Here is a 24,416-nt window from a genome sequence, read left to right on the forward strand (position 1 = left end):
GCCTTCAGGTATCGCGCAACAAGTCATGGGCATCCAGCAGCCGGTAGGCAATCTCCGGCTGCTTCTCCAGCGCCCGCCTGATCGCCGCCGGAATGTTCTGCCGGGTCTTGCGGCACAAGCCCGGCAGGTCTTCGATCTGGATGCTGATACCGCGCATGGTCCGCACCTCGTTGAAGCTCGGGGTGATCTGCAGCCGAATCCCCAGCTGCTCATACAAGCGCCGCTGCATGTGCTCCAGGTCGTCCAGGCTCTGCAGGTTTTCCAGGCGTTCGAGCAGGCGCCTTTCTTCCTGGCGCGTCAGCAGCAGGATGCGCGGGTCCTGCAGCGTCTCGCGGCCGCAGTCGCAAGCGCCGGGCGGGCAGGGGGTGCGGGTGGGCAGGGTGGCGTTCATGCCTTGCAGCATAGCGAGGCTCGAGGACTTTTGCCCATGCCTGGCAGATAGCTATTGAGCACTGGTGCGGGCGGCGCTCAGTGATACCCTTTCACTTCGCCGAACTTCACCAGGAGCGAGTCGCCCATGCTGGCGCAACAACTGCAACTGCAAAGCGTATTGACCGGGCGCGCCGTGCCTTTCGCCCGTCCGGGCTCATCCAGTGCCATCGCCAAGATGCCGCGTGACGGCGAGGTCGCGGTCACCGAACTGGGCCTGGTTGGCGATGAGCAGGGCGACTTACGTGTGCATGGCGGGGTCGAAAAGGCCATCCACCATTACCCCCGCGAACACTATGCCGCCTGGGCTGCAGAGCTGGGCGAGCATCCGCTGCTGCAGGCTCCGGGCGCCTTCGGCGAAAACTTAAGCACCTGCGGCTGGACCGAGCAGACCGTATGCCTGGGCGATCGCTTTCGCGCTGGCAGCGCGCTGCTGGAGATTTCCCAGGGGCGCATGCCGTGCTGGAAACTCAATGACCGCTTCGGGGTAAAAGACATGTCGTTGCGGGTCCAGCAAAGCGGCCGTACCGGCTGGTACTACCGGGTGCTGGAAGAAGGCATATTGGCTGCCGGCATGAACATCGAGCTGATCGCACAGCCGCATCCGCAGTGGTCGGTAGCGCGCTTGTCGTCGGTGCTGTTCGACAGGCAGGTCGACCTCGAGGTGATTCGCCAGTGCCTGGAACTGCCGTTGGCGGCTTCCTGGCGCCGGACCCTGTCACGACGTTTGGAAAAGGCCGAAGTCGAGGACTGGGCGCCGCGTTTGCAGGGGCCTGGGTGATTGGCAGGTAGCCTGTCGCGGGTCAAGCCCGCTCCCACAGCGTGTGTAAACTCGTGTGGGAGCGGGCTTGACCCGCGATTGCAATCAGGCAGCCGTACCCAGCTTCTTCACCACCTGACCCTTGGCAGCCTGCTTGCGGCAGGCTTCACCGAAGGCCTGGAACATCTTCACCGAGTCGGGGTTTTTCGCCGCTTGCCATTCCGGGTGCCATTGCACCGCGAAGAGGAACGGCGACAGGCTCGGGGCGTGGATGGCTTCGACCAGGCCGTCTTCGGCACGGGCCAGGGGTTCGATGCCTTCGCCGAGGTTTTTCAGGCCCTGGCCGTGCAGCGAGTTGACGCGGATTTCATTGCTCTGCAGCAACTTTTGCAGCCAGCTGCCTTGCTCCAGTTTGACGCTGTGAACCGCGCTGTACTGGACATCGACCGGATCGTCCGGGTTTTCCCGGTGGTCGTTGAAGCCTGGCTCGGCGTAGACCTTCTGGTAGATGTCACCACCCAGCGCCACGTTGATTTCCTGCATGCCACGGCAGATGCCGAAAATCGGCAGGCCACGGGCGATAGCCAGTTGCACCAGCGGCAGGTCGAACAGGTCGCGGTCGCGGTCCTGGGCCTTGCCCGGGGTTTCGTTCTCCTGGCCGTACAGGGCCGGGTCGATGTTGCTGCCGGCGCCGGTCAGGTAAACACCGTCGGCCATGTCCAGGTAGGCTTCGAGGTCGTCAGTACCGCAGCAGGTCGGCACCAGCACCGGTACGCAGCCGGCGTGTTCTACCAGCGGGACGATGTATTTGTGGGTCATTACCTGATAGTCGTGGCCTTTGCGCTCCTGAGAGCCCATGGTCATCAGCACGACGGGTTTGCGAAGGGTTTGATTCTTATTGCCAATGTTGCTGTTGGGCATATGTCACCTTGGGACAGGCGCAGCCTGTCATTATTGTGCAGGCGCGCAGCTGGAACCTTTGCGCTGCCTGAGGTTTCGAGCACTGCCGGTACGCCAAGCAAGGGGCTGTATCCGGTCGAAACCTGTCATATAGCTTGCCAGAGCCGTTTAATATGTCAAACAACTTCAGATTGCACGGGCGAAGCTTGAGATTGCCTGGATGCAATTATCAGCCTGCAGCCCCCGATAACCGGCAAGGCGTCTGCTACGGCCAGTTCATTATATTTAACAAGCGTCCGGTGTATGGCCGAACCAGCGCCTGCGCGGCTTTGCTGCATCGTGCGGTTTCTCTTAAGCTGGCTGTCACCGATGACTACCAGCCTGAACCATGCCCACTCCAAGACCGTCCCTGACCCTGACCCTGTTGCAAGCCCGCGAAGCCGCCATGGCCTTCTTCCGCCCCTCGCTCAACGCCCATGGCCTGACCGAACAACAGTGGCGGGTGATCCGCATCCTGCGCCAGCAAGGCGAACTGGAAAGCCACCAACTGGCCGAGCAGGCCTGCATCCTCAAGCCGAGCATGACCGGCGTGCTGGCGCGCCTGGAGCGTGACGGCCTGGTGCGACGCAAGAAGTCGACCCAGGACCAGCGCCGGGTGTTCGTCGGCCTGACCGAACAGGGCCAGCAATGCTTTGTCGACATGAGCGAAGACATGGAACACAACTACCAGCGCATCCTTGAGCAGTTCGGCGAAGACAAACTGCACGAGCTGCTGGGCCTGCTCAACTGCCTGAAGAACATCAAGCCCTGAGCGCCGTTTTGGCGCACTGGCCGCTGGCTACCTATACTGTGCCTATCCGCAACAGTGTGCCGTCGTTGACCGGAGCGCGGCGTCTCTGTTCCCGTGGTCGTGACTTTCTGAAGTAGCAGGACGCGAGTCGTCAATTGATAACGCTACAAAGGGGTTGGATCATGGATATTGTCAGTCTGATTATTCAGATTGTTGCCGGTGTGGTGGGCGGCAACGCAGCCGGTATGAGTAAACAAAGCATGGGCCCGTTACTCAACTCGATCTTCGGTGGAGTGGGTGGGGTGATTGTCGGGCAGATACTCGCAGCCTTTACCGGTGAACCCGGTGCGGCGGTGGCCGCGGGCAGTTCTCTGGACCTGCCGGCACTGATCAGCAGTATTGTCGGCGGCGGTGCAGGGGGCGCGGTGCTCACCTTCATCGCCGGCCTGATCAAATCAAAAATGCACCCGCAGTAAGCCTTGCCAGGCCTGCCCCTGATTGCAGGGGCGGGCCTGTTCAGAAGTACTTCAGCCAACCGATATCGCGGCGCCGGGCCTTGAGGGCGGCGAACCAGCGCACCGGCGGATAGAGCGCAACGCTCAAGACCATCGCCGTCAGCCATACCGACCAGACCCCGTCGAAACCAAAGTAGCTGCCCTGGTTCAGGCCAAAGCAGGCGACGCCGATCAGGTACAGCACTTTCAGTGCGTACAGGTGCAGCAGGTAGAAGAACATCGGCGCGGCACCGAATACGCTCAGCACCCGGATCGCGTGGCTGCCTTGCAGGTGCTCGAACCTGCGCAGCAGCAACAGGCCGACGCCCAGGGTCAGGGCCAGGAACAGCAGCGATGGCGGGTATTTGGTGATGTTGAAAAAGCTCATCAGCGTGCGCAACGTGGTTTCGCCAACCTGCCACCGGGCTTCGCCGTAACCGTTGAGCAATCGCAGCAGCAGGAAGCCGGCGAGGGCACCGAGGCCGGTCAGCAGCAACGTGCGCTGACGTGCCTGCGCATCTGCACCTTGGGCAAACCAGGGGCCCATGGCATAGCCCAGGGCAATTAAGCCGATCCATGGCAGCAACGGGTACGAGGTACGCAGGCGCAAGTTGTCGGCTACCTCGATCCAGCCACGGTCATGCAGGATCGCCCAAGGGACATGCAGCGCCGAGCCCGCAGCGAAGTGCAGCGGGTCGAGCAGGTTGTGCCCGGCGACGATCAGCACGCCGATTAACACCAGCAGCGGGCGCGGCAGCCACACCAGGCCGGCCAGGGCGATCATGCTCAAGCCAATGGCCCAGATCACCTGCAGGTAGATCACCTTGGGCGGCAGTTCCAGGGTCCAGGCCAGGCTGACCAGGGTGAGCTCCAGCAGCACCAGGACCAGGCCACGCTTGAACAGGAAGGCCGAAACCGCAGCCTTGCCCTGGTGCTTTTCGCCGTATAGGTAAGCTGACAGGCCAGTGAGCAGGACGAACACCGGCGCGCACAGGTGGGCGAGGGTACGGCTGAGGAACAGCCAGGGGTCGGTGCTGGCGACATCCATCGGGTCGCTGACCTGGCGGTGCAGAAAGAAGGTTTCGCGTACATGGTCAAGGAGCATGAAGACAATGACCAGGCCGCGCAGGGCGTCGATGCAAAGCAGGCGTTGGGTGGCGGGTGGCATGGGTGAGGTAGCGCCGGAAGGATGAGGTAGTGCGTTATAACATAACTAGTATTGTTGCGCTGGCCTCATCGCGGGACAAGTCGAGGCGTCGCACCGCCGCTCCTACAGGTAGCGTAGGCCTTTAGAGGCGCGAGCTGATCCATTGGCGATGCTGCTCACACTTCACCTTTGCGCCTTGTCAGCGAATGGACCGGCGATGCACGAGAAGCGAAAGCAAAAAAGCGCTCTGCTTCTAGATGTACGTAATTGCAGACGCCACCGATCGTCCCTTGCAGAAGGCCGAGTGGAACCCTTGCGTAGTGGGGCGACGGCCATGGATGGCCGGCGAGCGCCGCAGGGCCAGGGACGGCCCGTCGGCGCGCCCCCACGGGAGCAAGGGTGGAAGGAGGGAACCCGGAGCGCAGCGCAGGGCCGATGAAGGGACAGGGCGTTTTTGGTTACTTTTGCCGCCAAGCAAAAGTGACCCGCCGTCAGCGCCTCATCATCAAATGGATCAGCTCAAACACAGCCTGGCTGCCCCAATACTTGCAAGCTGCTTAAGACAGTTGCTCCCACAGGTTCGTTGTAGGAGCGGGCTTGACCCGCGATCGAGCGCGCAGCGCTCGTAATCCCAGGTTAGTGCAGTATCTGCGCCAGAAAGCCCTTGGCCCGCGCACTCTGCGGGTTATTGAAGAACGCCTCGGGCGCTGCGTCTTCAATGATCTGCCCGCCATCGAGAAACAGCACCCGCTCGGCCACCTGGCGGGCGAAGCCCATTTCATGGGTAACGCAGAGCATGGTCATGCCGGTATCGGCCAGTTTCACCAGCACATCCAGCACTTCGGCGACCATCTCCGGGTCCAGCGCCGAGGTCGGCTCGTCGAACAGCATGATCTTCGGCTTCATGCACAGCGCCCGGGCGATCGCCACCCGTTGTTGCTGGCCGCCAGACAACTGGCTGGGGTATTTGCCGGCCTGGCTTTCGATCCCGACCTTGTTCAGGTAAAAGCGCGCGCGGTCTTCGGCCTCCTTGCGCGACAGGCCGCGCACGCTCATCGGCGCCAGGGTGCAGTTGTCGAGCACGCTCATGTGCGGGAACAGGTTGAAATGCTGGAACACCATGCCGATTTCGCTGCGCACCTCGGCGGCCTGGCGGGTGGTCAGGGCAAGATCGGTGTCGTTGACGCGGATGTTGCCCTGTTCGGCGATTTCCAGGCGGTTGATGCAGCGGATCAACGTCGATTTGCCCGAACCGGAAGGGCCGCACAAGACGATACGCTCGCCCTCACGCACCTGCAGGTTGATGTCGCGCAGCACATGGAAGGCGCCGTAGTGCTTGTTCAGGCCCTCGATGGTCACCACGACCTTGCGCGGGTCGGCGGCAAGGGCAGGGGTTGGGGTAGCAAGGCTGAGTGAAGCGGTCATGTTGTTATTCTCCCGCGATCAGTTGAAGCGGTCCGCGCGGTACGGCGCAGGGTCGGTAAAGGGTGTTTCGCCGGTGATCATTTGCGCCAGCAGGCGGCCGGTCACCGGGCCCAGGGTCAGGCCGTGGTGGGCATGGCCGAAGTTGAACCACAGGCCCTTGTGGCGCGCGGCCGGGCCGATCACCGGGCGCATGTCCGGCAGGCACGGGCGGCGGCCCAGCCAGGGTTCGGCATCGATCCGCTCGCCCAGCGGGAAGACCTTGCGCGCCAACGCTTCGCAGCGCTGCAACTGGATCTGGTTGGCGGCATCGCTGCTGGCGGCGAACTCGATGCCGGTGGTCAGGCGGATGCCCATGGCCATCGGCGCCAGCACGTAACCGCCCTGGGCATCGCAGATCGAATGCTTGAGCTCGGCGCCGTCACGGGCACGATAGTGCATGTGGTAGCCGCGCTTGATTTCCAGCGGAATGCGATAACCCAGCGGCTTGAACAGCTCGGCCGACTGCGGACCGAGGGCGATCACCACTTCCGGCGCGCTGATCGGCCCCTGGCGGCTGTCGACCTGCCAGTCGCTGCCGATCTGGCGCAGGGTGCGGGCATCGCCGTGGATGAACTGGCCGCCACGCTGGACGAACAGCGCCGCATAGCCGCGGGTCAGGCCGCCGGGGTTGCTGACGGTCTTGGGGTCGAGCCAGTGAATACCGCCGACCACCTTGTCGCTAAGGTCCACTTCGCGCGCGTGCAGTTGCTGGCGGTCGAGAATTTCGTACTTCAAGCCATAGGCTTTCAGGGCATGGGCGTCGGCCACGGCTTTGCGGTAGGCCTCTTCATTGCGGTACACCTCGATCCAGCCGCTGGCCTTGACCAGCTCGCCGAGGCCTGCGGCATCGATCAGCGCGTCGTGTTCCTCGACACAGCGCTGCACCAGCGGCAGCATGGCCTGGGTGGCCACGGCAAGGCCGGCGGGCGAGGAGTTCTGCCAGTACTTGAACAGCCATGGGGCGATCCTGGGCAGGTGGGTGAAGCTGTAGCGCACGTCGGGTTGGCGGTTCAGGCCATAGCGCAACAGGCTCGACAGCTCGTGGGGGAAGGCATAGGGGATGACGCTGGAGCGCTCGATCAGCCCGGCGTTGCCATGGCTGGTGCCGCTGCCGGGCTCTTCGCGGTCGATCAGGATTACCTTGCGCCCGCGTGCCTGCAGGTGCAGGGCCGTGGACACGCCGACGATGCCGGCGCCCAGAACGATGGTTTGACAATGCATTGGAGCGTTCCTCACAAACAGGCGATCAGCGCAGGTGGCGGCCCAGGCGGGCTTCGATGTGTTTCAGGCTGCGCCGCACGATCTCGACGATCAGCAGGTAGAGCACGGCAGCCCACAGGTAGATCTGGAAGTCGAAACTGCGCGAGAACGCAAGCTTGGTCACGCCCATCAGGTCGTAGATGGTCACCAGCGAGGCAATCGCGCTGGCCTTGATCATCAGGATCAGTTCGTTGCCCAGCGGGCCGATGGCAACGATCAATGACTGCGGCAGGATCACTTTGAAGAAGGTGGTCGAGCGCTTCAGGCTCAGGGCCTTGGCGGCTTCGTACTGGCCGGGGGCGACTGCCAGCAGGCTGCCCCGGAAAATCTCCGCCTGGTAGGCAGCGGTGTTGAGGGTGAAGGCCAGCACCGTGCAGTACCAGGCATCGCGGAAGAACCACCACAGGCCAACCTCTTGCCAGAAGCTCTTGAGCGACCCCAGGCCGTAGTACAGCAAGAACAGCTGGGCCAGCAGCGGCGAGCCACGGAAGAAGTAGATGTAGCCGGCGCTCAGGCGTTGCAGCACCAGCTTGTCCGACAGCCGGGCCAGGGCCAGGAGCATGCCGAGCAGGGCGCCGAGGGTAAACGACAGTGCCACCAGCTTGCCGGTGACCAGCAGGCCGTCGATAAAACGCGGGCCGTAGCGTTCCAGCAGGTCGGGGTCGAGTACCAGCGCCAGCAGTTGTTCGAAGCTCATGTCCGTGCCCCCCGCAAATGGCGGCTGAAATACTGTTCGATGAAGCTGAACACCCGTCCCGACAGCGCCGAGAACAACAGATAGCCCAGGCAGGCGACGCCGTAGAAGAACATCGGCTCCTTGGTCACGCTGACCGCAAGGTTAGTCTGGCGCATCAGGTCGACCAGGGAGATGGTCGATACCAGCGAGGTGTCCTTGAGCAGCGACAGCCAGTTGTTCGACAGGCCCGGCAGGGCAATGCGCACCAGTTGCGGGAAGACCACCTTGCGAAAGGTGGTGGCCTTGCTCAGGCCCAGCGCCGCCGAGGCTTCGTACTGGCCCTTGGCGACGGTCTTGAACGCGGCCAGCCAGATTTCGCTGGAGAACGCGGCGAACACCAGGCTGAAGGCGATCATCGCCGCCAGGAAGGTGTTGATCAGCACTTCGCCTTCATAGCCCATGGCCAGGAGGATTTTCTGCGCGGCAATCTGGCAGCCGTAGTAGATGATCAGCAGCGTGAGCAGTTCCGGCAGGCCACGAAACACAGTAGAGAACACCGTCGCCGCAGCACGCGGGAAGCGCCTGGAGGAGCGGGCGGCGAGGGCCACGCCCAGGCCCAGCGGCAGGCCGATGGGCAGGCAGGCCAGGGCCAGGGAAATGGTCACCAGGGCGCCGGCCAGCAAAGCCTGGCCCCAGCCGCCGCTGGCGAAGGAAAGCAGTGACAGTTGTTCGAGCATGGGCGAACCCTCTCGGTTCAAGAGTGATGGTGCTTTGGAGGGCTTATTCGCGGGTCCATCCCGCTCCCACAGGGTATTTGTGGGAGCGGGATGGACCCGCGATCAGTCACTGATAGATATCGAAGTCGAAGTAGCGACTGGCGATCTTCTGGTAGGTGCCGTTGGCGACGATTTCGTCCAGGGCCTTGTTCAGGCGTTCGCGCAGGGCTTCATCTTCCTTGCGTACGGCAATCGAGGCGTCGGCCTTGGTGCCGTTGACGTCGCCAAGGATCTTGCAGCAGTCCTTGCCGGCCTTGCCCAGCCATTCGGTCAGCGGGAACTTGTCGGCAATCACCCCGTCCAGGCGCCCGGCGGCGAGGTCGGCGTTGGCTTCATCGAGGGTCGGGTAGAGTTTGACGTCGGCGCCGGCCTTGCCATAGACGTCTTCGGCGTAGATGGCCTGGGTCGAGGAGGATTGCGCGCCGACCGTGTAGCCTTTGAAGTCGGTTTGCGCGTCGGTGATGTCGCTGTCCTTGGCCACGGCCACCGACAACGGGGTCTTGTAGTAGTGGTTGGTGAAGGCGATCTTCTTGCGCCGTTCTTCGGTATTGATCATCGACGCCACCACCGCGTCGTACTTCTTCGCCATCAGGGCCGGGATGATGCCCTCCCAGTCCTGGGCCACCAGGGTGCATTCGACCTTCATCTGTTCGCACAGGGCGTGGCTGATGTCGACGTCGAAGCCATGCAGTTTGTTATCCGAATCAACGTAGTTGAACGGTGGGTAAGCGCCTTCGGTAGCGATCTTCAGGGTTTCGGCCTGGGCCAGGGTCGAGCCGGCGAGCAGCAGGGCGCAAGCCCCTGCGAAGCGGATAACAGGTTTCATGACACACCTCGATCTGTTGTTGTTTGCACTCTTGCTATTGTTTGCTCGTTGACGTGTAGCCAACGAATTCGTTGTGTAGAGCTGCAGTTGCTTCCAAGCGTTTTTCAACATCCGGTCCTAGCTTCTTGCAGACCTCGTTGACCATCAGGTGTACCCACGACAGCATCGTCGCGGTGGACTCCCAGAACAGATTGAATTCGGTGGGGATGCGAAACACCTCACTGGCGTTGGCATCGGCCCAGTCACAAAAAGTGTCGGTCACCAGGGTGACGGCAATGCCCGCGGCATGCGCCTTGCGGCACAGGTTCAGGGCATGGCGGGAATAGCGGCGGGCCTCGAACACCACCAGGGCGCAGTCGGCCGGGTCACTGAGCAGCACTTCGCCAAAATGCCCGGCACTGCCATCGACCACCTGCACGCCGTCGCGCAGGTATTGCAGCAAGTGCGCCATGCACTGGGCGATGCCGCGCTCGGTCTGAAAACCGGCGATAAACACCTTGCGCCGCTGCGCCAGGCGCTGGCTGACGGTATTCCAGGCCGGGGTGCGGCTGTATTCGTAAACCCGCACCAGGGCGCCGACTTCCTGCTCCAGGCTGCGCGCCAGGCCGGCGGCATCCTGGCCATGGCGTTGGCGAAATTCTTGCAGGCGATCACCGACCAGCCACGGGCCTTCGCCGAGGTCGTCTTTAAGATCGTGTTTGAGGGCCTTGAGGTGCTCGTAACCCAGCGAGCGGCAGAAGCGCCCGACACTCGACTCGCTGACGCCGATTTTCGCCGCCAGGCTTGCGGAGGTTTCGAACGGCAGGTCGGTGAGGTGGGCGAGCATGTAGCTGGCGATCTTGCGCCCCGACGCCGCTGCGTTGTGCAGGCTGTGTTCCAGGCGCTGTTTGATCGGTTGGCTCACAGGGCGATACTCGAAGGCGGTGGTCCGTGGAAACAGAAAATGAATGTTTTCTGTCATCAAGTCAACATTTGACAGTTTGCTGTCACTGGAGGAAAGTCTGGCCATTGCCCATCGCTGTCGCCCATTCCAAATCCAATAAGGGAGCTTCAGATGTCCGCACGTCCCGACACTGCTGTCGTGCAGATCGCCTTTGCCGACCTGCAGGCCTTGTTGCAGCGTATTTTCGTCCGTCATGGTTGCAGCGCAGCGGTCGCCCAGGCCCTGGCCTTCAACTGCGCCAGCGCCCAGCGCGATGGCGCTCACAGCCACGGTGTGTTCCGTATTCCCGGTTATGTCTCGACCCTGGAAAGTGGTTGGGTCGATGGCCAGGCCGTACCCGCTGTCGAAGACCTCGCCAGCGGTTATGTGCGCGTCGATGCCAAGGGCGGCTTTGCCCAGCCGGCGCTGGCCGCGGCTCGCGAGCTATTGGTGGCCAAGGCCCGCAGCGCCGGCATCGCCGTGCTGGCGATCCATAATTCGCACCATTTCGCCGCCCTCTGGCCGGATGTCGAACCTTTTGCCGATGAAGGCCTGGTGGCCCTGAGCGTGGTCAACAGCATGACCTGCGTGGTGCCCCATGGCGCCCGGCAACCGCTGTTTGGCACCAACCCGATTGCCTTTGCCGCGCCGTGCGCCGGCAGCGACCCGATCGTCTTCGACATGGCCACCAGCGCCATGGCCCATGGCGACGTGCAGATCGCCGCGCGCAAGGGCGAACGGCTGCCCGAAGGCATGGGCGTCGACAATAAAGGCGAACCGACCTGCGACCCGCAGGCGATTCTCGATGGCGGCGCGCTGCTGCCGTTTGGCGGGCACAAGGGCTCGGCGCTGTCGATGATGGTCGAACTGCTGGCGGCGGCGCTGACCGGCGGCAACTTCTCGTTCGAGTTCGACTGGTCGCAACACCCAGGCGCGAAAACGCCCTGGACCGGGCAGTTGATCATCGTCATCGACCCGGCCCGCTCAGTAGGTAACCGTTTTGCTGAACGCAGCCGCGAGCTGGTGCGGCAGATGCAGGCGGTGGGCCTGCAGCGCATGCCGGGTGAGCGGCGTTTTCGCGAGCGCGAGCAGTCGGCGAAGGAGGGCGTGACCCTGACAGTGGCGGAGCTTGAGCAGCTACAGGGCCTGGCGGGGTAGGGCAGCCAGCCGATTACCGTGCATACATGCATAAATCAGTTGCACCAAGGGTAATGTTCCTCGGCCGCCAGTACAGGTATCCTCGACACAGCTTTTAGTCCGAACTGTCCTGACCCAAGGAGCTGTGCGCTGTGTTCAAACATGTCGATGCCTATGCCGGCGATCCGATTCTCTCCCTGATGGAGACCTTCAAGGCCGATCCGCGCGGCGCCAAGGTCAACCTGAGCATCGGCCTGTATTATGATGCCGCAGGCGTGGTGCCACAGCTGGCCGCGGTGCGCGAAGCCGAGCAGCGCTTTGCCGCCCAGCCTCACGAAGCCTCGATGTACCTGCCGATGGAAGGCCTGAACAGCTACCGCCAGGCGATCCAGGCGCTGTTGTTCGGTGCCGGCCACCCGGCGGTCGAGGCCGGTCGTGTGGCCACCGTACAGACCGTCGGCGGCTCCGGCGCGCTGAAAGTCGGTGCCGACTTCCTCAAGCGCTACTTCCCCGAGTCGCAGGTGTGGGTCAGTGATCCGACCTGGGACAACCACCGGGCGATCTTTGAAGGCGCAGGTTTCAAGGTCAACACCTACCCGTACTTCGACCCGGCCAGCCGCGGCGTCGACTTCGACGGCATGCTTGGCAGCCTCAACGGCCTGCCGGCCAACAGCATCGTCCTGCTCCACCCGTGCTGCCACAACCCCACCGGCGTCGACCTGAGCCAAGCGCAGTGGCAGCAAGTGATCGAAGTGCTCAAGGCGCGCAACCTGATCCCGTTCCTCGACATCGCCTACCAGGGCTTTGGCGAAGGCCTGGACGCAGACGCCTACGCCATCCGTGAAGTGGCCCGCGCCGGCGTGCCGTGCCTGGTGAGCAACTCGTTCTCGAAAATCTTCTCGCTGTATGGCGAGCGGGTTGGCGGCCTGTCGGTGGTCTGTGACGACAGCGATACTGCACAAAGCGTGCTCGGCCAGCTCAAGGCCACCGTGCGCCGCAACTACTCCAGTCCGCCAAGCTTTGGTGCCCAGCTGGTGGCCGCGGTGCTCGGTGATGCTGAGCTCAATGCCCAGTGGGAGGCGGAAGTGGAGAAGATGCGCCTGCGTATCCTCGACATGCGCCAGGCCCTGGTCGATACCCTGGGTGACTTGCTGCCGGGCCAGGACTTCCAGTTCTTCCTGCGCCAGCGCGGCATGTTCAGCTACACCGGCTTTAGCGTCGAGCAGGTGCGTCGCCTGCGTGACGAGTTCGGTGTGTACCTGATCGACAGCGGCCGGGTGTGCATGGCCGGCCTGCGTCCGGACAACCTGCAGCAGGTGGCCAAGGCGTTCGCTGCAGTTCAAAGGTAACTGGCACTTCCAGCTTCAAGCTGCGAGTGGGTACAACCTTTCTTGCAGCTTGAAGCTGATAGCTTGCAGCTTCGGTGCAACCACTCCTCGGCCAGGGCTTTGCAAGTGCAACCAATCGGCGCACAATCGCGCCCCTCTTTGTATGGTCAAGAGGGGCGAAGCGTCTGTTTAGCCACTCCTGGCCCTGTTGCAGTCTTGCGAGTGGAGTTGCACCCGGATGAATGAGCAGGCCCCAAGCGTTGAACAACGCTTCGAATCGACCCCCGCCGCCCTCGGCAGCTGGGCCCGTCAGGACACCACCTGGATGCTGGGCCTGTTTGGCACGGCGATCGGCGCCGGGACCCTGTTCCTGCCGATCAACGCCGGCCTCGGCGGCTTCTGGCCGCTGCTGATCCTGGCGCTGCTGGCGTTCCCGATGACCTTCTACGCCCACCGCGGCCTGACCCGCTTCGTGCTCTCCGGGCGCGACGGCGCCGACATCACCGACGTGGTCGAAGAGCATTTCGGCCTGAGTGCCGGTGCCCTGATCACCTTGCTGTACTTTTTCGCCATCTTCCCGATCCTGCTGATCTACAGTGTGGCCCTGACCAACACCGTCGGCAGCTTCATGGAGCACCAGCTGCACATCGAGCCGCCACCGCGCGCGCTGCTGTCGTTCGTGCTGATCCTCGGCCTGCTGGCCATCGTGCGCTGCGGCGAGCAGGCCACGGTCAAGGTCATGAGCTGGCTGGTCTATCCGTTCATCGTCGCCCTGGCGTTCCTCGCGGTGTTCCTGATTCCGCACTGGAGTGGCGGTATCCTCAGCACCGCCACTGAAATGCCTTCGGGCTCGGCGTTCCTGCATACCCTGTGGCTGGCGATTCCGGTGATGGTCTTCTCGTTCAACCATTCGCCGATCATCTCGGCCTTTGCCGTTGACCAGAAGCGCCGTTATGGCGCGCATGCCGATGAGCGCAGCGGGCAGATCCTGTGCCGCGCCCACCTGCTGATGGTGGCCATGGTGATGTTCTTCGTGTTCAGTTGTGTACTGACCCTGACCCCGGCGCAACTGGCCGAAGCCAAGGCGCAGAACCTGTCGATCCTGTCGTACCTGGCCAACCATTTCAGCAACCCGACCATCGCCTTCGCCGCGCCGCTGATTGCCTTCATCGCCATCGCCAAGTCGTTCCTGGGCCACTACATCGGTGCCAGCGAAGGCCTCAAAGGCCTGGTGCTGAAGACCGGCAAGCGCCCGGGCGCCAAGGCCCTGGACCGCATGACCGCAGCCTTCATGCTGATCATCTGCTGGATCGTCGCCACCCTCAACCCGAGCATCCTCGGCATGATCGAGACCCTCGGCGGCCCGGTGATCGCCGCGATCCTGTTCCTGATGCCGATGTACGCCATCCGCAAGGTGCCGGCGATGAGCAAGTACCGCGGGCAGATGTCCAACGTCTTCGTCGTCGCCGTGGGCCTGGTGGCCATCTCGGCGCTGGTGTACTCGCTGCTGAGCTGAAATGCCTGATTCGGGAGCCGGCAATCGGCTCCCGGACAACTAAAGATTGTCCACAAAAGTTGTCTGGCAATTCAACAATTTAACATTCGCCCATAGGTAGACGGGCACTTTCATGGTTAACTCTGGTCCTTTAATCACCCCCGCATAAGGACTTCGTTCATGGCTAAAGTGACTCTTAAAGGCAACCCGGTTCAGGTCAAAGGCGAACTGCCGAAAGTCGGCGCCCAGGCACCTGCGTTTTCTCTGGTTGGTGCAGGCCTTGCCGACGTGACCCTGGCTTCCCTGGCCGGCAAGCGCAAAGTGCTGAACATCTTTCCAAGCGTCGACACCCCGACCTGCGCCACTTCGGTTCGCAAGTTCAACGCCCAGGCCAACGAGCTGAGCAACACCGTCGTCCTGTGCATCTCCGCCGACCTGCCGTTCGCTCAAGCGCGCTTCTGCGGTGCTGAAGGCCTGGAGAACGTGCAGAACCTGTCGCTGCTGCGCGGCCGTGAGTTCTTCGGCAACTACGGTGTTGAAATCGCCGACGGCCCGCTGGCCGGCCTGACTGCCCGCGCCGTGGTAGTGCTGGACGAGAACGACAAGGTGCTGCACAGCGAGCTGGTTGGCGAAATCGCCGAAGAGCCGAATTATGAGGCTGCCCTGGCTGTTCTGAAGTAACAGTGACAGCCGATCGCGGGGCAAGCCCGCTCCTACACCATCCCTGTAGGAGCGGGCTTGCCCCGCGAAGAATTGCGAAGAGATGTAACGGCCTGGCCCTCGTCCAGGCCGTTTTTATTTATAGTTCATTACGTTAGCTACGTAAGCTCAAGGTAAAGTGCCGGTAAAGGCGCTTTGCTTATCTGTCTGCAGTGCTTATCGTTCAGCCTCCTGAAAAGAATTCTTTCCCGCACAATGGTCGATCAACCGATGCTTTCTCGTTCCCGTTCCTCCCGTCGCTGGCTTGTCGGCCTGCTGATCCTGCTGCTGGTCGCCGGCCTGTGCTGGTGGCTGTGGCCGTCGCCGGCGGCGCACAAGGCCGGTGCCGCGCCGGGCGGCAAGGGCGGGCGGCCGGGTTTTGGCGCGTTCGGCGGGCCAGTACCGGTACGGGTCGAGCCGGCCACGGTTGGCGACTTCCCGGTATACCTCAAGGCCCTGGGCACGGTGACCGCGACCAACACGGTGAATGTGCGCAGCCGGGTCGGCGGCGAACTGGTCAAGGTCAACTTCCAGGAAGGCCAGAAGGTCAAGGCCGGCGACCTGCTGGCCGAGATCGACCCGCGCAGCTACCAGATCGCTCTGCAACAGGCCGAAGGCACTCTGGCGCAGAACCAGGCGCAACTGAAAAACGCCCAGATCGACCTGCAGCGTTATAAAGGCCTGTTCGCCGAAGACAGCATCGCCAAGCAGACCCTCGATACCCAGGAGGCACTGGTCGGCCAGTACCAGGGCACGATCAAGACCAACCAGGCGGCGGTAGGCGACGCCAAGCTCAACCTCGACTTCACCCGCATCCGCGCGCCGATCAGCGGCCGTCTGGGCCTGCGCCAGCTGGACGTCGGCAACCTGGTGGCGGCCAACGACACCACCGCGCTGGTGGTCATCACCCAGACCCAGCCAATCACCGTGGCCTTCACCTTGCCGGAAACAGAGCTGAACACGGTGCTGGCGCGCTACCGCAGCGGCGCGCAGTTGCCGGTCGAGGCCTGGGACCGCAGCGACAGCAAGCAACAGGCGGCCGGCGTGCTGCGCAGCCTCGACAACCAGATCGACACCACCACCGGCACCCTGAAGTTCAAGGCCTTCTTCGAAAACCAGGACGAAGCGCTGTTCCCCAACCAGTTCGTCAACGTGCGCCTGCTCGCCGATACCCTCAAGGGTGTGGTGATGGCGCCGTCGGCGGCGATCCAGTTCGGCACCGACGGCTCGTTCGTCTATGTCATGGAAGGCGACAACAAGGTACGCATCCGCAAGCTCACGCTGGGCGCCAGCGATGGTGATCTCACCGTGGTCAACGAAGGCCTGGCCAAGGGCGAGCGGGTGGTGCTCGAAGGCACCGACCGCTTGCGTGATGGCAGCGAGGTCGAAGTAGTCAACGACAGCGCCGAAGTGCCGGTCACCCCTGGCCAGCACCTGCAGGGCCAGGACAAGAAAGAAGCCTCCGCCGCTGACAGCGCACAGGGCAAGGCCGGCGCATGAACCTCTCGCGGCTGTTCATCCTGCGCCCGGTGGCGACCACCCTGAGCATGCTGGCCATCGTCCTGGCCGGCCTGATCGCCTACAAGATGCTGCCGGTGGCGGCGCTGCCCCAGGTCGATTACCCGACCATCCGGGTGATGACCCTGTACCCCGGCGCCAGCCCCCAGGTGATGACCAGCGCGGTCACTGCGCCGCTTGAGCGCCAGTTCGGGCAGATGCCCGGGCTGACCCAGATGGCCTCGACCAGCTCCGGTGGCGCCTCGGTGCTGACCCTGCGCTTCAGCCTGGACATGAACATGGACGTTGCCGAGCAACAGGTGCAGGCGGCGATCAACGCAGCCAGCAACCTGCTGCCCAGCGACCTGCCGGCGCCACCGGTGTACAACAAGGTCAACCCGGCCGACACGCCGGTGCTGACCCTGGCGATTTCGTCGAAAACCATGCCGCTGCCCAAGCTCAACGACCTGGTCGACACCCGCGTGGCGCAAAAAATCGCCCAGATCGGCGGCGTCGGCATGGTCAGCATCGCCGGCGGCCAACGCCAGGCGGTGCGGATCAAGGTCAACCCCGACGCCCTGGCCTCGGCCGGGCTCAACCTGGCCGACGTGCGCACCTTGATCGGCGCTTCCAACGTCAACCAGCCCAAAGGCAACTTCGATGGCCCGACGCGGGTGTCGATGCTCGACGCCAACGACCAGCTGCGTTCGCCCGAGGAATACGCCAACCTGATTCTCGCCTACAACAACGGCGCGCCGCTGCGCCTCAAGGACGTCGCAGAGATCGTCGACGGCGCCGAAAACGAACGCCTGGCGGCCTGGGCCAACCAGAACCAGGCGGTGTTGCTGAACATCCAGCGCCAGCCCGGGGCCAACGTCATCGAGGTGGTCGACCGGATCAAGGCGATGCTGCCGTCGATCACCGACAACCTGCCGGCGGGCCTGGATGTCAGCGTGCTCACCGACCGCACCCAGACCATCCGCGCCTCGGTCAAGGACGTGCAGCACGAGCTGCTGATCGCCATCGCCCTGGTGGTCATGGTCACCTTCATCTTTTTGCGCCGCTTCAGCGCCACCATCATCCCCTCGGTGGCTGTGCCGCTGTCGCTGATCGGCACCTTTGCGGTCATGCACCTGGCCGGGTTCTCGATCAACAACCTGACCCTGATGGCCCTGACCATCGCCACCGGCTTTGTGGTCGACGATGCCATCGTCATGCTGGAGAACATCTCGCGGCACATCGAAGAGGGCGAGACGCCGATGCAGGCGGCGCTCAAAGGCGCGCGGCAGATCGGCTTCACCCTGGTTTCGCTGACCTTCTCGCTGATTGCGGTACTGATCCCGCTGCTGTTCATGGCCGATGTGGTCGGCCGGCTGTTTCGCGAATTCGCCATCACCCTGGCGGTGGCGATCCTGATTTCCCTGGTGGTGTCGCTGACCCTGACGCCGATGATGTGCGCGCGCTTGCTCAAGCGCGAACCGAAGGAGGAAGAGCAGGGGCGTTTCTACCGTGCCAGCGGCGCCTGGATCGACTGGATGATCGACTACTACGGCCGTGGCCTGCAGTGGGTGCTCCGCCACCAGCCGCTGACCCTGCTGGTGGCCGTGGCGACCCTGGGCCTGACCGTGCTGCTGTACCTGGTGGTGCCCAAGGGCTTCTTCCCGGTGCAGGACACCGGGGTGATCCAGGGTATTTCCGAGGCGCCGCAGTCGGTGTCGTTCAGCGCCATGAGCCAGCGCCAGCAGCAGCTCAGCGCGGTGATCCTCAAGGACCCGGCGGTGCAGAGCCTGTCGTCGTACATCGGCGTCGATGGCGACAACGCCACGCTTAACAGTGGTCGCCTGCTGATCAACCTCAAGCCCCATGGCGAGCGTGACCTCACCGCAGCCCAGGTGATTGCCCGCCTGCAACCGGAGGTCGACAAGCTGGTCGGCATCCGCCTGTTCATGCAGCCGGTGCAGGATTTGAGCATCGAAGACCGGGTCAGCCGCACTCAGTACCAGTTCAGCCTGTCCTCGCCGGATGCCGAGCTGCTGGCGCAGTGGAGCGCCAAGCTGGTCGATGCCCTGCAGCAACGCCCGGAACTCACCGATGTCGCCAGCGACCTGCAGGACAAGGGCCTGCAGGTATTCCTGGTGATCGACCGCGACGCCGCCAGCCGCCTGGGCATCAACGTCGCCGACATCACCAACGCCCTCTACGATGCCTTCGGTCAGCGGCAGATCTCGACCATCTACACCCAGGCCAGCCAGTACCGCGTGGTGCTGCAGGCCGAGGCGGCGTCGAGCATCGGCCCGCAGGTGCTCGAGCAGATTCACGTCAAGGCTGCCGACGGCGGCCAGGTGCGGCTGTCGAGCCTGGCGCGCATCGAGCAGCGCCAGGCGCAACTGGCGATTGCCCATATCGGCCAGTTCCCGGCGGTGATGATGTCGTTCAACCTTGGCGACGGCGTGGCCCTCGGCGAGGCGGTCAAGGTCATCGAGCAGGTGCAGCAGGACATCGGCATGCCGGTGGGCGTGCAAACCCGCTTCCAGGGCGCGGCCGAAGCCTTCCAGGCCTCGCTGTCGAGCACCTTGCTGCTGATCCTGGCGGCGGTGGTGACCATGTACATCGTGCTTGGCGTGCTCTACGAGAGCTACATCCACCCGGTGACCATCCTCTCGACCCTGCCGTCGGCGGCGGTGGGCGCCTTGCTGGCGTTGATCCTCTCCGGTAACGACCTGGGCATGATCGCCATCATCGGCATCATTTTGCTCATCGGTATCGTCAAGAAGAACGCGATCATGATGATCGACTTCGCCCTCGAGGCCGAGCGCAACCAGGGCATGGCCCCGGAAGCGGCCATCTACCAGGCCGCGCTGCTGCGCTTCCGGCCGATCCTGATGACCACGTTGGCGGCACTGTTCGGCGCCATCCCGCTGATGCTCGCCAGCGGCTCCGGCGCCGAGCTGCGCCAGCCCCTGGGCCTGGTGATGGTTGGCGGGCTGCTGGTCAGCCAGGTGCTGACGCTGTTCACTACGCCTGTCATCTATTTGTACTTTGATCGGTTGTCGAGGCGCCTTCGCTCCCGTGGCTTGACCGGAGACTTGGTATGATCGGCGCCAGCTCCAAGCCGCAAGCTGCAAGCTGCAAGCGGTCTGGTGCCGGACCGCAGTTGCAGAGGTCACCTCAAACTGCTTGCAGCTTGCAGCTTGCAGCTTGGAGCTACCGCCCATGAACCTCTCAGCTCCGTTCATCGCCCGCCCAGTGGCGACCATGCTGCTGAGCCTGGCGATCATGCTGCTTGGCGGTGTCAGCTTTGGCCTGTTGCCGGTGGCGCCGCTGCCGCAGATCGAGTTCCCGGTGATCGTGGTCCAGGCCAACCTGCCGGGCGCCAGCCCCGAGGTCATGGCCTCGACCGTGGCCACGCCGCTGGAGCGCTCGATGGGCGCGATCTCCGGGGTGACCACCCTTACCAGCAGCTCGAGCCAGGGCTCGACGCGGGTGATCCTCGGTTTCGACCAGGGCCGCGACATCGACGCCGCCGCGCGCGAGGTGCAGGCGGCGATCAATGCCTCGCGCAACTTGCTGCCCAGCGGCATGCGCAGCATGCCCACCTACAAGAAATACAACCCGTCCCAGGCGCCGATCATGGTCCTGGCGCTGACCTCAAGCGTGCTGCAGAAGGGCCAGTTGTACGACCTGGCCTCGACCATCCTGTCCCAGAGCCTGTCGCAGGTGCCGGGGGTCGGCGAAGTGCAGATCGGCGGCAGTTCGCTGCCGGCGGTGCGGGTCGAGCTCGAGCCGCACTTGCTCAACCAGTACGGCGTGTCCCTGGACGACGTGCGCCAGACCATCGCCAACGCCAACCAGCGCCGGCCCAAGGGCTTTGTCGAAGACAGCCAGCGCAACTGGCAGGTGCAGGCCAACGACCAGCTGGAGAAAGCCAAGGACTACGAGCCGCTGGTGATTCGCTACCAGGATGGCGCGGTGCTGCGCCTGAGCCATGTGGCCAAGGTCAGCGACGCGGTGGAGAACCGCTACAACAGTGGTTTCTTCAATGACCAGGACGCGGTGCTGCTGGTGATCAACCGCCAGACCGGCGCCAACATCATCGAGACCGTGAACAAAATCAAGGAGCAGTTGCCGGCCCTGGAGTCGCTGATGCCGGCCAGCGTCAAGCTGGACGTGGCCATGGATCGCTCGCCGGTGATCAAGGCGACCCTCAAGGAAGCCGAGCACACCCTGATCATCGCCGTGGTGCTGGTGGTGCTGGTGGTGTTCCTGTTTCTCGGCAACCTGCGCGCCTCGCTGATCCCGACCCTGGCGGTGCCGGTGTCGCTGGTCGGCACCTTCGCGGCCATGTACCTGTGCGGCTTTTCTCTGAACAACCTGTCGCTGATGGCGCTGATTCTTGCCACCGGCCTGGTGGTGGATGACGCCATCGTGGTGCTGGAGAACATCTCCCGGCATATCGACGAAGGCGTACCGCCGATGCGTGCGGCGTACATGGGTTCCAAGGAGGTGGGCTTCACCTTGCTGTCGATGAACCTGTCGCTGGTGGTGGTGTTCGTCTCGATCCTGTTCATGGGCGGCATCGTCGGTTCGCTGTTTCGCGAGTTCTCGATCACCCTGGCAGTGGCGATCCTGGTCTCCCTGCTGGTGTCGCTGACGCTGACGCCGATGCTCTGCGCACGTTGGCTCAAGCCCCACGCCGAGGGGCAACAGACCCGCCTGCAACGCTGGAGCGAGCAGCTCAACCAGCGCATGATGGCCGGCTACGGGCGCAGCCTTGACTGGGTCATGCGCCACCGGCGCCTGACCCTGTTGAGCCTGCTGGTGACCATCGCGGTCAACATCGCCCTGTACGTGGTAGTGCCCAAGACCTTTTTGCCGCAGCAGGACACCGGCCAGCTGATGGGCTTTGTCCGCGGCGACGACGGTCTGTCGTTCCAGGTCATGCAGCCGAAGATGGAGATCTTCCGCCGCGCCTTGCTGGCCGACCCGGCAGTGGAAAGCGTTGCCGGTTTCATTGGTGGCAACAGCGGCACCAACAACGCCATGGTGCTGGTGCGCCTCAAGCCGATCAGCGAGCGCAAGGTCTCGGCGCAGAAGATCATCGAGCGCCTGCGCAAAGAGATGCCCAAGGTGCCCGGCGGGCGGCTGTTCCTGATGGCCGACCAGGACTTGCAGTTCGGCGGCGGTCGCGACCAGAGCAGCTCGCAGTTCCTCTACACCCTGCAAAGCAGCGAGCTGTCGGCCCTGCGCGAGTGGTATCCGAAGGTGGTCGCGGCGTTCAAGAGCCTGCCGGAGCTGACCGCCATCGACGCCCGCGAAGGCGGCGGTACCCAGCAGATCACCCTGGTGGTCGACCGCGAACAGGCCAAGCGCCTGGGCATCGACATGAGCATGGTCACCTCGGTGCTCAACAATGCCTACAGTCAGCGGCAGATCTCGACCATCTACGACAGCCTCAACCAGTACCAGGTGGTGATGGAGATCAACCCCAAATATGCCCAGGACCCGCGCACCCTCGAGCAGGTCCAGGTGATCACCGCCGACGGCGCGCGGGTCCCGCTGTCCACCTTCGCCCATTACCAGAACAGCCTGGCCGACGACCGCGTCAGCCACGAAGGCCAGTTTGCCTCCGAGAGCATCAACTTCGACATTGCCGAAGGCTACAGCCAGGACCAGGCCCTGGCCGCGGTGGAGCGGGCAGTGGCCAAGGTCGGCCTGCCCGAGGACGTGATCGCCAAGCTCGGCGGTACCGGCGATGCCTTCGCCGAAAGCCAGAAGGGCCAGCCGTTCATGATTCTCGGCGCCTTGCTGGCGGTGTACCTGGTGCTGGGCATTCTCTACGAAAGCTACATTCACCCGCTGACCATCCTCTCGACCCTGCCATCGGCCGGGGTAGGGGCCTTGCTGACCTTGTATGTGGTCGGCAGCGAGTTCAGCCTGATCTCCCTGCTGGGCCTGTTCCTGCTGATTGGCGTGGTGAAGAAGAACGCGATCATGATGATCGACCTGGCCCTGCAGCTGGAGCGCCACGAGCACCTGAGCCCGGAGGAGTCGATCCGCCGTGCCTGCCTGTTGCGCCTGCGGCCGATCCTGATGACCACCCTGGCGGCCATCCTCGGCGCCTTGCCGCTGCTGCTCAGCCACGCCGAAGGCGCCGAGATGCGCCAGCCGCTGGGCCTGACCATCATCGGCGGGCTGGTCTTCAGCCAGATCCTCACGCTTTACACCACCCCGGTGGTCTACCTCTATCTGGACCGCCTGCGCCATCGCTTCAACCGCTGGCGCGGCGTGCGTACCGACGCTGCTTTGGAAACCCCGCTATGACCCGACGTCCGCTTCTTTCCGACCGTTCGCTGCAGCCGTTGCTGGCTGCCCGCGGCTCGCGCCTGCTGGCCTCGGCCCTGTGCCTGGGGATGCTCAGCGCCTGTACCCTGAGCCCGGACTACCACCGGCCCGAAACCCCGGCGCCGGTGGCCTTCAAGCACGCCGAAGGCTGGACCCAGGCCAACCCCTCGGACGCCATCGCCCGCGGCGCCTGGTGGGAGCTGTACGGCGACGCCCAGCTCAACGGCCTGGTCGAGCAGCTCAACGCCGGCAACCAGACCGTCGCCCAGTACGAAGCCCAGTACCGCCAGGCCCAGGCTCTGGTGCGAAGCGCCCGCGGCGCCCTGTTCCCAAGCCTCGACCTGTCGGCCGGCAAAACCCGCTCAAGCCAGGGCACCGGCAGCTCGAGTTCGAGCCTGAGCAACAACAGCAGCGGCATCCGCAACACCTACAACACCCAGCTGGGGGTGAGCTGGGAGGCCGACCTGTGGGGCAAACTGCGTGACGGCCTGGCCGCCAACCAGGCCAGCGCCGAGGCCAGCCTCGCCGACATGGCGGCGATCCGCCTGAGCCTGCAGTCGGAACTGGTGCAGAACTACCTGCAACTGCGGGTGATCGACGAACAGAAGCGCCTGCTCGAGGCCACCGTCGAGGCCTATGAGCGTTCGCTGAAAATGACCGAGAACCAGTACCGTGCCGGGGTCTCGGGCAAGGACGCCGTGGCCCAGGCGCAGACCCAGCTGAAAAGCACCCAGGCCGACCTGATCGACCTGGTGTGGCAGCGCGCGCAGCTGGAAAACGCCATTGCCGTGCTGCTCGGCAAGGCCCCGGCCGAGTTCGCCCTGGCCGACAGCAAGGACATCCCGGCCCTGCCGCAAGTGCCGCTGGCCTTGCCTTCGCAACTGCTGGAGCGCCGCCCGGACATCGCCAAGGCCGAGCGTAACGTGATGTCGGCCAACGCCAGCATCGGCGTGGCCCGCGCCGCCTACTTCCCGGACCTGACCCTGAGCATGAGCGGCGGCTACAGCAGTAGCAGCTTCAGCGACTGGATCAGCCTGCCGAACCGCTTCTGGTCGGTTGGCCCGCAACTGGCCATGACCCTGTTCGACGCCGGCCAGCGCGCGGCAGAAGTCGACCGCAGCGAAGCGGTCTACGACCAGACCGTGGCCCAGTACCGGCAGACCGTGCTCGACGGCTTCAAGGAAGTGGAAAACTACCTGGTACAGCTCAAGGTCTATGAAGACGAAGCGCGGGTGCGCAGCGAAGCCCTGGCCTCGGCCCGCGAATCCCTGCGTCTGACCAACAACCAGTACAAGGCCGGGCTGATCGCCTACCTGGACGTGGTCAACGTGCAGACCACCGCCCTGAGCAACGAGCGCAGCGTGCTCAACCTGCTGCAGGGGCGGTTGGTGGCGAGCGTGCAGTTGATCGCGGCGCTGGGTGGGGGCTGGGAGGCGCAGGCGGCGTTTGCCGAGCAGTAAAGCGCGAGCACTCA

The 24,416-nt window shown here is 63.9% G+C and carries 20 protein-coding genes; 11 read left to right on the forward strand and 9 right to left on the reverse strand.

Features of this window, described 5'->3' with window-relative positions; all coding sequences use genetic code 11:
* Positions 1-4 precede the first annotated feature (4 nt).
* Positions 5-391 carry a hypothetical protein gene (locus BLR26_RS15595; RefSeq protein ID WP_176794330.1) on the reverse strand — a complete coding sequence of 129 codons (387 nt, stop codon included), beginning with the start codon at positions 389-391 and terminating at the stop codon, positions 5-7.
* 126 nt (positions 392-517) lie between these two features.
* On the opposite strand from BLR26_RS15595, the gene BLR26_RS15600 reads away from it, so the two are divergent.
* Entirely contained in the window at positions 518-1,210 is a 693-nt protein-coding gene (locus BLR26_RS15600) for an MOSC domain-containing protein (protein ID WP_093382147.1), read from the forward strand.
* Positions 1,211-1,294: 84 nt separating this feature from the next.
* On the opposite strand, the gene BLR26_RS15605 is transcribed toward BLR26_RS15600, so the two are convergent.
* Positions 1,295-2,110 (reverse strand): gamma-glutamyl-gamma-aminobutyrate hydrolase family protein, encoded by an 816-nt coding sequence (locus BLR26_RS15605; RefSeq protein WP_093382151.1) that lies wholly within the window; start codon positions 2,108-2,110, stop codon positions 1,295-1,297.
* Between the two features lie 367 nt (positions 2,111-2,477).
* Here BLR26_RS15605 and hpaR point away from each other — a divergent pair, with 367 nt between their 5' ends.
* Both hpaR and BLR26_RS15615 read left to right on the forward strand, forming a co-directional pair.
* Complete coding sequence (gene hpaR, locus BLR26_RS15610) at positions 2,478-2,900, forward strand: homoprotocatechuate degradation operon regulator HpaR (protein WP_045198230.1); 423 nt, start codon at positions 2,478-2,480, stop codon at positions 2,898-2,900.
* 161 nt (positions 2,901-3,061) lie between these two features.
* Complete coding sequence (locus BLR26_RS15615; protein ID WP_093382156.1) at positions 3,062-3,355, forward strand: hypothetical protein; 294 nt, start codon at positions 3,062-3,064, stop codon at positions 3,353-3,355.
* 40 nt (positions 3,356-3,395) lie between these two features.
* Here the strand turns inward: BLR26_RS15615 and BLR26_RS15620 are convergent, their stop codons facing one another.
* The 7 genes from BLR26_RS15620 to BLR26_RS15650 form a co-directional block, all read right to left on the reverse strand.
* Complete coding sequence (locus BLR26_RS15620) at positions 3,396-4,541, reverse strand: acetyltransferase domain-containing protein (protein WP_093382160.1); 1,146 nt, start codon at positions 4,539-4,541, stop codon at positions 3,396-3,398.
* Positions 4,542-5,156: 615 nt separating this feature from the next.
* Entirely contained in the window at positions 5,157-5,945 is a 789-nt protein-coding gene (locus BLR26_RS15625; protein WP_045198234.1) for an amino acid ABC transporter ATP-binding protein, read from the reverse strand.
* 18 nt (positions 5,946-5,963) lie between these two features.
* On the reverse strand, positions 5,964-7,205 hold the full coding sequence (locus tag BLR26_RS15630; RefSeq protein ID WP_093382165.1) for an NAD(P)/FAD-dependent oxidoreductase: 1,242 nt from the start codon (positions 7,203-7,205) through the stop codon (positions 5,964-5,966).
* Between the two features lie 25 nt (positions 7,206-7,230).
* Positions 7,231-7,941 (reverse strand): ABC transporter permease, encoded by a 711-nt coding sequence (locus tag BLR26_RS15635; protein ID WP_093382168.1) that lies wholly within the window; start codon positions 7,939-7,941, stop codon positions 7,231-7,233.
* Complete coding sequence (locus BLR26_RS15640; RefSeq protein ID WP_045198240.1) at positions 7,938-8,657, reverse strand: ABC transporter permease; 720 nt, start codon at positions 8,655-8,657, stop codon at positions 7,938-7,940. The genes BLR26_RS15635 and BLR26_RS15640 overlap by 4 nt, the downstream gene beginning before the upstream one ends.
* Positions 8,658-8,763: 106 nt before the next feature.
* Positions 8,764-9,522: a transporter substrate-binding domain-containing protein gene (locus BLR26_RS15645; RefSeq protein ID WP_093382171.1), complete on the reverse strand. Its 759-nt coding sequence runs from the start codon at positions 9,520-9,522 to the stop codon at positions 8,764-8,766.
* Positions 9,523-9,556: 34 nt separating this feature from the next.
* Positions 9,557-10,426 (reverse strand): MurR/RpiR family transcriptional regulator, encoded by an 870-nt coding sequence (locus tag BLR26_RS15650; RefSeq protein WP_045198460.1) that lies wholly within the window; start codon positions 10,424-10,426, stop codon positions 9,557-9,559.
* A 150-nt stretch (positions 10,427-10,576) separates the two neighbouring features.
* On the opposite strand from BLR26_RS15650, the gene BLR26_RS15655 reads away from it, so the two are divergent.
* The 8 genes from BLR26_RS15655 to BLR26_RS15690 all read left to right on the forward strand — a co-directional run bounded on the left by BLR26_RS15655 (position 10,577) and on the right by BLR26_RS15690 (position 24,402).
* On the forward strand, positions 10,577-11,602 hold the full coding sequence (locus BLR26_RS15655; protein ID WP_093382174.1) for an Ldh family oxidoreductase: 1,026 nt from the start codon (positions 10,577-10,579) through the stop codon (positions 11,600-11,602).
* A gap of 131 nt (positions 11,603-11,733) precedes the next feature.
* Entirely contained in the window at positions 11,734-12,930 is a 1,197-nt protein-coding gene (locus tag BLR26_RS15660) for an amino acid aminotransferase (RefSeq protein WP_093382176.1), read from the forward strand.
* Between the two features lie 217 nt (positions 12,931-13,147).
* Positions 13,148-14,425 (forward strand): serine/threonine transporter, encoded by a 1,278-nt coding sequence (locus tag BLR26_RS15665; protein WP_045198247.1) that lies wholly within the window; start codon positions 13,148-13,150, stop codon positions 14,423-14,425.
* A gap of 159 nt (positions 14,426-14,584) precedes the next feature.
* Positions 14,585-15,085, forward strand: a complete 501-nt coding sequence (tpx, locus tag BLR26_RS15670; RefSeq protein WP_093382179.1) for a thiol peroxidase — start codon at positions 14,585-14,587, stop codon at positions 15,083-15,085.
* A 234-nt stretch (positions 15,086-15,319) separates the two neighbouring features.
* Entirely contained in the window at positions 15,320-16,603 is a 1,284-nt protein-coding gene (locus BLR26_RS15675; RefSeq protein ID WP_093382181.1) for an MdtA/MuxA family multidrug efflux RND transporter periplasmic adaptor subunit, read from the forward strand.
* Positions 16,600-19,695: an MdtB/MuxB family multidrug efflux RND transporter permease subunit gene (locus tag BLR26_RS15680; RefSeq protein WP_045198253.1), complete on the forward strand. Its 3,096-nt coding sequence runs from the start codon at positions 16,600-16,602 to the stop codon at positions 19,693-19,695. Before BLR26_RS15675 ends, BLR26_RS15680 begins: the two co-directional genes overlap by 4 nt.
* Before the next feature lie 118 nt (positions 19,696-19,813).
* Positions 19,814-22,921 (forward strand): efflux RND transporter permease subunit, encoded by a 3,108-nt coding sequence (locus BLR26_RS15685; RefSeq protein ID WP_093382184.1) that lies wholly within the window; start codon positions 19,814-19,816, stop codon positions 22,919-22,921.
* Positions 22,918-24,402, forward strand: a complete 1,485-nt coding sequence (locus BLR26_RS15690; protein ID WP_093382187.1) for an efflux transporter outer membrane subunit — start codon at positions 22,918-22,920, stop codon at positions 24,400-24,402. Before BLR26_RS15685 ends, BLR26_RS15690 begins: the two co-directional genes overlap by 4 nt.
* Positions 24,403-24,416 lie beyond the last annotated feature (14 nt).

It is taken from the genome of Pseudomonas sp. UC 17F4, from assembly GCF_900101695.1.
Taxonomy (GTDB): Bacteria; Pseudomonadota; Gammaproteobacteria; order Pseudomonadales; family Pseudomonadaceae; genus Aquipseudomonas.

Bases quoted from the DNA above. Each gene is read 5' to 3' on its own strand.
- BLR26_RS15675 (WP_093382181.1), top strand. From the start codon at position 15,320: ATGGTCGATCAACCGATGCTTTCTCGTTCCCGTTCCTCCCGTCGCTGG.
- BLR26_RS15600 (WP_093382147.1), top strand. From the start codon at position 518: ATGCTGGCGCAACAACTGCAACTGCAAAGCGTATTGACCGGGCGCGCC.
- BLR26_RS15685 (WP_093382184.1), top strand. From the start codon at position 19,814: ATGAACCTCTCAGCTCCGTTCATCGCCCGCCCAGTGGCGACCATGCTG.
- tpx (WP_093382179.1), top strand. From the start codon at position 14,585: ATGGCTAAAGTGACTCTTAAAGGCAACCCGGTTCAGGTCAAAGGCGAA.
- BLR26_RS15625 (WP_045198234.1), bottom strand. From the start codon at position 5,945: ATGACCGCTTCACTCAGCCTTGCTACCCCAACCCCTGCCCTTGCCGCC.
- BLR26_RS15635 (WP_093382168.1), bottom strand. From the start codon at position 7,941: ATGAGCTTCGAACAACTGCTGGCGCTGGTACTCGACCCCGACCTGCTG.
- BLR26_RS15665 (WP_045198247.1), top strand. From the start codon at position 13,148: ATGAATGAGCAGGCCCCAAGCGTTGAACAACGCTTCGAATCGACCCCC.
- BLR26_RS15680 (WP_045198253.1), top strand. From the start codon at position 16,600: ATGAACCTCTCGCGGCTGTTCATCCTGCGCCCGGTGGCGACCACCCTG.
- BLR26_RS15645 (WP_093382171.1), bottom strand. From the start codon at position 9,522: ATGAAACCTGTTATCCGCTTCGCAGGGGCTTGCGCCCTGCTGCTCGCC.
- BLR26_RS15620 (WP_093382160.1), bottom strand. From the start codon at position 4,541: ATGCCACCCGCCACCCAACGCCTGCTTTGCATCGACGCCCTGCGCGGC.
- hpaR (WP_045198230.1), top strand. From the start codon at position 2,478: ATGCCCACTCCAAGACCGTCCCTGACCCTGACCCTGTTGCAAGCCCGC.
- BLR26_RS15605 (WP_093382151.1), bottom strand. From the start codon at position 2,110: ATGCCCAACAGCAACATTGGCAATAAGAATCAAACCCTTCGCAAACCC.
- BLR26_RS15630 (WP_093382165.1), bottom strand. From the start codon at position 7,205: ATGCATTGTCAAACCATCGTTCTGGGCGCCGGCATCGTCGGCGTGTCC.
- BLR26_RS15690 (WP_093382187.1), top strand. From the start codon at position 22,918: ATGACCCGACGTCCGCTTCTTTCCGACCGTTCGCTGCAGCCGTTGCTG.
- BLR26_RS15640 (WP_045198240.1), bottom strand. From the start codon at position 8,657: ATGCTCGAACAACTGTCACTGCTTTCCTTCGCCAGCGGCGGCTGGGGC.
- BLR26_RS15595 (WP_176794330.1), bottom strand. From the start codon at position 391: ATGAACGCCACCCTGCCCACCCGCACCCCCTGCCCGCCCGGCGCTTGC.
- BLR26_RS15615 (WP_093382156.1), top strand. From the start codon at position 3,062: ATGGATATTGTCAGTCTGATTATTCAGATTGTTGCCGGTGTGGTGGGC.
- BLR26_RS15655 (WP_093382174.1), top strand. From the start codon at position 10,577: ATGTCCGCACGTCCCGACACTGCTGTCGTGCAGATCGCCTTTGCCGAC.